General features: G+C 49.5%; 6 protein-coding genes. 5 read left to right on the top strand and 1 reads right to left on the bottom strand.

From position 1 onward, the window contains the following. Positions 1-269: 269 nt before the first annotated feature. The 3 genes from FH749_08350 to FH749_08340 are packed head-to-tail and all read left to right on the top strand — an operon-like array spanning position 270 to position 4,114. The gene (locus FH749_08350) at positions 270-845 is read left to right on the top strand and encodes a DNA-3-methyladenine glycosylase (GenBank protein MTI95487.1); all 576 of its coding nucleotides are present in this window, start codon (positions 270-272) and stop codon (positions 843-845) included. A gap of 15 nt (positions 846-860) precedes the next feature. Beyond that, positions 861-1,904: a hypothetical protein gene (locus FH749_08345; GenBank protein MTI95486.1), complete on the top strand. Its 1,044-nt coding sequence runs from the start codon at positions 861-863 to the stop codon at positions 1,902-1,904. After that, positions 1,901-4,114 carry a hypothetical protein gene (locus FH749_08340; protein ID MTI95485.1) on the top strand — a complete coding sequence of 738 codons (2,214 nt, stop codon included), beginning with the start codon at positions 1,901-1,903 and terminating at the stop codon, positions 4,112-4,114. The genes FH749_08345 and FH749_08340 overlap by 4 nt, the downstream gene beginning before the upstream one ends. A 75-nt stretch (positions 4,115-4,189) precedes the next feature. On the opposite strand, the gene FH749_08335 is transcribed toward FH749_08340, so the two are convergent. Then, positions 4,190-4,492 (bottom strand): hypothetical protein, encoded by a 303-nt coding sequence (locus tag FH749_08335; GenBank protein MTI95484.1) that lies wholly within the window; start codon positions 4,490-4,492, stop codon positions 4,190-4,192. 198 nt (positions 4,493-4,690) lie between these two features. On the opposite strand from FH749_08335, the gene FH749_08330 reads away from it, so the two are divergent. After that, positions 4,691-5,536 (top strand): DegV family protein, encoded by an 846-nt coding sequence (locus FH749_08330; protein MTI95483.1) that lies wholly within the window; start codon positions 4,691-4,693, stop codon positions 5,534-5,536. Positions 5,537-5,659: 123 nt separating this feature from the next. Next, on the top strand, positions 5,660-6,124 hold the full coding sequence (locus FH749_08325) for a hypothetical protein (GenBank protein MTI95482.1): 465 nt from the start codon (positions 5,660-5,662) through the stop codon (positions 6,122-6,124). Positions 6,125-6,127 lie beyond the last annotated feature (3 nt).

The following is a 6,127-nucleotide window of genomic DNA, read 5'->3' as shown; positions in this document are numbered from 1 at the left end:
CAGCTAATCCTTGACTCATGGGGCATAAACGCCAATCTAAAACTGCCAACGGTTAGCGAACTTAGACAACTCAAATACAGCTTCGATAAAGCAACGGTTATATGACCATAATTTAGTTCTTTTGTCCTAGATTGAAAATCCCAGTGATTTCAGGCTTCGCTGGGGTTTTTGTAATCATTGAACTGTAAAACTCGGGAGACGCTTGTCCGTAGCCATTTCTACATGTTATAATACCCAGAGAACGTCTGTTCTTGCATCTAGGGAGGAAAATGTCTAAAATAGCAAAAAAGTTTTATAATCAGCCTACCCTTCAAGTCGCCAGGGAATTACTGGGGACTATACTCGTCCATCAAGCTGAATCAAGAATAGTCGCAGGCAAAATTGTAGAGACAGAGGCCTATTTACAGGGAGACCCTGCCTGCCATGCCAACCAAGGGCCTACTAAGCGCAATGCCAGCATGTTCGGCCCCCCGGGTCACAGTTATGTATACCTAATTTACGGCATTCACTATTGTTTCAACGTAGTGACGATGCCGGCAGGAGTAGGCGAAGCGGTGTTAATTAGAGCTCTGGAGCCGTTAAAGGGGCTGGCACTCATGCAACAGCGGCGGAACCAACACAGGCCTGAGCTCTTGTGCGCCGGACCGGGCAGACTCTGTCAGGCGCTGGGAATCACCATGGACCATGACGGCATCAGCCTGTCCGGAGACAAATTATGGCTGGAAAAAGCAGAGCCTGTCCAGGCGGACAACATTATTATAACCACGCGAATCGGAATCACTCAGGGGGCAGATTTACCCTACCGTTTCTATATTGCCAACAACAAATATGTGTCCCGAAAATAACGGGAGGTGAAATCCATGAGAATTATGCACACTGCAGACATCCATCTGCACCGTGAACATCCGCAACGCCTTGAAGCCCTAGAACAAATCCTTCTGTGCGGCAGAGAAGAAAACATACAGCTTCTGTTGATTGCCGGCGATCTCTTCGATAGTGTTGTGGAGGCAGAATTCCTACGTCCACAGGTGCGGCAACTCTTTGACGACCCCGGATACCCTATACTGGCGATTCCCGGCAACCACGACGCAGCTGCCTATAGCGCCGGCTATTACTTTGGTGGCCAATTTGAGGCGCTTACCGGAGAACCGCTCACGATTCGTGATTATCCAGAGTACAGGCTTGTTGCTGTCCCCTATCGCCAAGGAAGCTTCACACCCTTGATCTCCGAACTGCGTCAGGCAGTTAATCCGGACATCAACAACATCCTGCTTTTGCACTGCACCTGGTCACTCCCTCACTATACTAACAGCGATTACGGATGTCCGGATGAAGAACGTTACCTACCGGTAACAGCCGATGTCCTTGACGGACTCGGTTACCAATTTATTCTGGCCGGACATTTTCACACCCGTTACCAGCAACACCGACTTCCCTCCGGAACAATTTTCGTCTATCCTGGTGCCCCTGTGTCAATCACCAGCCGAGAACAGGGGCAGCGAAAGGTGAATCTATTGGTGGACGGGAGTTGCAACGAGTTGGAGTTGGCCACCTGGCACCATACCAGGCTCGAATACACCATCAGCCCGGAGAATCAGGAGCATATACTAAACCAAATTATATCAGACCTGGCGAAACAGCCCGATTACGCTCAGGTATCCCTAGTCCTAAACGGATACATCCGGGGCAGTGAAGAACAGTATAGACAGCAGGTAACCGAAATGGCTAATTCAGCGATTGTCCAGTTTAACCTCAGGGGTATCGCCCACATACTGGATGACCCCCTGTACTGTCGCTTCCGGGAGCTCTTGGAATCGGAAGTCCGTGAACCCAGTTTACGCCGCCGGGCGCTTGAGTTGGCCCTGAACGCCTTCAGTGCAGATAAAGCGGGGACAAGCCAATGAAAATCCGCAATATTTACATCCAGCAGTATGGTCCACTCCAGAATATCCATATCACCCCCAGCCCCGGTCTGCAAGTAATCAGCGGTAGGAATGAAAGTGGAAAAACCCTGACCATTGATGCAGTGCTAAAATTACTTTTGGGGGCCAAGTTGCGGGATTTTGAAAACATCGATCGGGTGGCAAACCTGCCCCGTGGACATGTGACCTGCGCCGACCAAAATGGCAACCATACATTTGACGGGCAGCACTTGCTATCAAAAGCCTTGAACATAAACGTCCGGGACATGCGCAATCTATTTGTGATTCGCAACAAAGATCTTAGTCTCACAGCCGGCGCCGAATATCTCCGCTCCCTCAGCGACCGTCTAACCGGTATGGAAACCACCCGGATCCAGCGTCTGCGGATACTGCTTCAAAATCAGGGGCGCCTAACAAATGCCACTGCCACCGCTCAGCTCTCCAAAAGTCAGGAGCATGGCAAACTGGGCGAACGCAAACAGAAAGCCGCCGCCCTGGTGGCCGAAATAGACGCATACATTAAAACTGCCCGGCAGGACCAGCGGGACGCCCTGGAGCTAAAACTGGATGCACTCCAACAGCAACTCACCATTCTCAACCAAAAAATTGAGCAGCAAAACCAGGCCCGTGCCTGGAACCAATACAAACAATGGCAGCACCTGCGCCGGCAACAAGAGCAGTACGCAGCTATGCTCCATGACCTGGCGCAGTTCACAAACGAGGAATATAAAGAAATCATGGCTCTGGACGTAAGCGCAAGCAATTTCCGCCAGACAGCAGCTGGCTTCCAACAAGAGTTAAATGACTTGCGCACCCGGGCCGCAGACCTGGACCATCCATTGGCTGATGCCCAAGCCCGTCTCCAACCGCTTCAGGACCGACAACCATTGGTCGATAATCTGCGCCAACAAATCCGACAGATGCCTGCCCCAGTAGATCTTCCCCTGCTTCCCCTCTACCTGCTGCTCGCAGCCAGTATTGCCGGGCTGGCGCTATCCGCCACGGGAACCATCACAGGCTGGCTAACGGCGTTACCACTTCTGTCCGGCATTGCGGCTACGACAATGTTAATTGCATACAGCTTCCGGCTCCGAAAAAATCAGCGCATCTTCAGCCTCTACCAACAGGCAGCGGAACTAGGGCTAGCAGCCGACACACCTAAGCAATTGGCGGCAGCCCTGGCTGACAGGCAGTCAACCCTAGAAACCGTCCAGCAAACTGTAGCCAATATTGAAGAGAAGCAACGGAGATTAAAGGCAGATGCTCAATCGTTGCTGTCCCGGATTCAACAACAGCTTACTCAGGCGGCAACAGCTGAAAGTCGACGGGACAAACTGCTGAACAAACATGGAATCAGCGACCTCTCAGAGTATATGCAAAAACTTGCCAACCAGAAAGAATTGCGGGTTCAACTGCGCCAAACCCAAAAACAGCTAGCCGAACTGGGAACACCGACGCCAACCGTTGATCCGGGTATCCACTTCGATCAACAGCGACTAACAGCGGACCTAGAGCGCAAAGACGAAATCACCGCCGCACTCACCGCTGCCCGGGAACAGCTCCATGCACATAACCAAGTATTACAAGATTTCGCAGTCCGGTGCCAGCAAATAAACGTCGCTGAATACGCCTCCTCCCCACTGCCGTCACACTTTACCAATTTGAGCATGCTGAACTACGGAAAAGAAGTGCTCACTGAGTTTTGCCGTGAGGTAGAAACCAATAGTCAGGCGGCTCTGACAGCAATTGCCATCTTGGAGAAAATCGAAGCAGAAGAAACCGCCCGGGCGGCGGATCTCTTCGCTCAACAAAAACCTGTCCACGATCTGTTTAACCGCTTTACAGCTAAGCGTTATTGCCAAATAAGCGCCGACCGCCAACTGAACCTGTCGGTCAGCCGTCCTGACGGTACCTGGCTGTCGGCAGACAAACTCAGCCAGGGGACGTTAGATCAACTCTATATGGCCGTACGCATTGCCCTCGCCGGTCAACTGCCACAACCGCGTTTTTTATTGCTGGACGACCCGTTCCTTTGTGTGGACAGCGAACGGCTTCAATCGATGCTGGCCGCGTTATCTGAACTAGCCCAGAACCACTGGCAGATACTATACTTTACAATCGATGAGCGGGTACTTGCCAGCGCAAAACGGTTCAGCAACAACCAGCCGATAGAATTACAACAGCTAATATAATCGACCTGCCCAGGCCTTGTCTCATAAAAGCTAACAGGCTGCCTTCTCAAGGCAGCCTGTTAGCTATCAAGCTTATTATCTTTCTTCTACTTCGACAACAACGGCGTTGCCGTCTTCGTCAACGTAGTAAGAAACAACCAACTCGGTTCCTTCCGCAACATCGTCAAAAACGCCGTCTTCGAAACCATACTCGAAGGTTTCTGCGTCTTCACCTTCGCCGACAACCAAAGCAACGAGGTCGTCACCAGCAAAACCGTCAAAGGTCATTACATTCATTAGAATAACTTGATCGTTTCCGTTGTCTGCTTCTTCTGCACAACCAACCATCAGCATTGAAGCCAGAGCAACAACCAGCATCAGTTTCAGAATGTTTTTCATAAGTACTCACGCCTCCCAAGACTTAATTGTGATTTCACACCTAATTATAGTATATTTCTGTACTCTATCTATCCTTTAACCGGATTTTAACCCAGTTGTAACATTTGTGTAACCCTGGCAAATTGAATAATTGGACAAACCGTGCTATCTTATATATATAATAACTGCTATATTAAGGTAAAGGAAAGGAGGAGTCTGATGTCAAGAATAAAGATTTTTTCTGACAGCACTTGTGATTTGAGCCCGGAATTGATTGAACGTCATCAAATTGGTATTGTGCCCTTATACGTTAATTTTGAAGAGAATTCCTTTAAAGACGGAATCAATTTGTCGACCTCAGAATTATACACAAAAGTACAAAAGATTGGAATGCTGCCAACAACTGCCGCTCCCTCGCCTGGCGACTTTATTAAAGCGTTTGCTCCCCATGTTGAAAATAATGCACAAATCCTTTATATTGGCATCTCCAGCGAGTTATCTGCAACAATCAGTAATGCCCGCCTGGCGGCAGAGCAGTTTCCGCCTGGGCAGGTAACAGTAATTGATTCCCGTAATCTGTCCACTGGTATTGGCCTGTTGGTGATGCGAGCGGTGGATTTCAGGGACCAAGGCTTGGAGGTAGCAGAAATTGCGGAGAAAATCCAGGAACTGGCTCCAAAGGTTGAAACTGAATTTATAATCGATACCCTGGAATACCTCCATAAAGGTGGCAGGTGCTCCGGCATCACCCGCTTAGTAGGGGGGATGCTCAAGATCCGGCCGTCCATCAAAGTTGTTGATGGGAAAATGATTCCTGCACAAAAGTTCCGGGGCAGCCGCAAGAAGGCGCTGAACGGACTCCTGGAAACGGCCCTGGCCCAAAAAGACGAAATATCTCCAGAGCGCATTTTTGTTACACACTCCCTTAGTGAGGATGGACCGTTACTAAAAGCAGAACTGGAAAAACACACCCAGGCGCGGGAAGTGATTGTTACCCAGGCCGGCTGTGTCATCTCCAGTCACTGTGGACCCAACACCATCGGTATATTGTTTATAAAAAAATGAGTTCTCCCGAGAACTCATTTTTTTGTCTCCGCTTGATGCCAAAGCTTGATTCGCCACTAAACTCCATTTTTCTTGTCCAGTCCGCTATAATAGTAACAGAATAAAATGTCACGGGGGGATTATATGCAAAACTTTTCCGGACAATACCTGAACTTGTTTTTTCTCGGCCAAAAAGCGCAATGGGAAAATTACGCAGACCGCGCAGAGCACAACCTGAACAACATAGATGCCGAAATTTATCAGCTTCTTGCAGCTAACCAGGAGTTACTTACCTCATCCCGAGACGTTAACCTACAAAGGATACTTCTTCGCGGCCTGGTTGACAAAGACCCGGAAGTATCTATGCTCCGCAATCGCCTGGACAGTCAATCCGCTTACCTATATGATAATCCGAGCCGCAGTACGCTGGCCATACGAATGAAACCAGATGTGCTAAAATTAATGGTGTTGCGAAACCAGAAAGCGAAAGTTTTTGGCTTTGCAAATTACCCGGAACTGGTGTTTCATTGCGAAGGCCTGGACCGCGAGCAGGTTAAGCAGACCGTTTCTGACTATCTGGAAACGAACTTGCTGTGGCCCGCAGACTGACGC

Source organism: Bacillota bacterium (assembly GCA_009711825.1).
Classification (GTDB): domain Bacteria; phylum Bacillota; class Proteinivoracia; order UBA4975; family VEMY01; genus VEMY01.
This window is presented reverse-complemented; position numbering and strand designations above follow the sequence as displayed.

What these genes read in the sequence shown, in the direction of transcription:
- FH749_08350 (MTI95487.1), top strand. Translation starts at nt 270, where the DNA reads ATGTCTAAAATAGCAAAAAAGTTTTATAATCAGCCTACCCTTCAAGTC.
- FH749_08345 (MTI95486.1), top strand. Translation starts at nt 861, where the DNA reads ATGAGAATTATGCACACTGCAGACATCCATCTGCACCGTGAACATCCG.
- FH749_08340 (MTI95485.1), top strand. Translation starts at nt 1,901, where the DNA reads ATGAAAATCCGCAATATTTACATCCAGCAGTATGGTCCACTCCAGAAT.
- FH749_08335 (MTI95484.1), bottom strand. Translation starts at nt 4,492, where the DNA reads ATGAAAAACATTCTGAAACTGATGCTGGTTGTTGCTCTGGCTTCAATG.
- FH749_08330 (MTI95483.1), top strand. Translation starts at nt 4,691, where the DNA reads ATGTCAAGAATAAAGATTTTTTCTGACAGCACTTGTGATTTGAGCCCG.
- FH749_08325 (MTI95482.1), top strand. Translation starts at nt 5,660, where the DNA reads ATGCAAAACTTTTCCGGACAATACCTGAACTTGTTTTTTCTCGGCCAA.